Annotated in this window: 1 protein-coding gene; it reads left to right on the top strand. The window is 28.9% G+C overall.

The genetic code is table 11. From position 1 onward, the window contains the following. Positions 1–247, top strand: a 247-nt coding sequence (locus tag AC1DWA_RS33445) for a hypothetical protein (protein WP_477917794.1), incomplete at its 5' end; no start/stop codon positions are given. Positions 248–440: the final 193 nt, after the last annotated feature.

Here is a 440-nt window from a genome sequence, read left to right as displayed (position 1 = left end):
TTTCTATCCTATTTTATCTGCTTTTTTAATTTATTTTAAGGAAAAAAAGCAGATTAATACGATTTTCCTTTTACTTTGTTTTACCCTCTTTACTACAGGTTTTGAGGGTATGGGTTTAGTTCTAGGAAAAGTAGAATATTTTAATGGATGGAATATTATTGGCACTTTTATAAGTTATTTAATAGCGTATTTTATTATTTATGGCTATTATCGAAGTTTAGTAAAACATCATGTTTTAAAGGATTAAGCTTTTCTTTATAAAAATGTAAAGGCTTCATGTTTATTTGAGGCCTTTTTTATTTTATTTCCGATAATATTATGTTAACTAATGATGTATACCATATACAGCCTGAAAACAGAAAAAACTCCACAGGCGGTTGGGAGTTTTTTCTGGAATAACTAAAGAAAAWAGGTTGTGGACGCTTCCTAGCGTCTTGGGT

Source organism: Rhodococcus sp. P4_F3_2, assembly GCF_056401335.1.
This window is presented reverse-complemented; position numbering and strand designations above follow the sequence as displayed.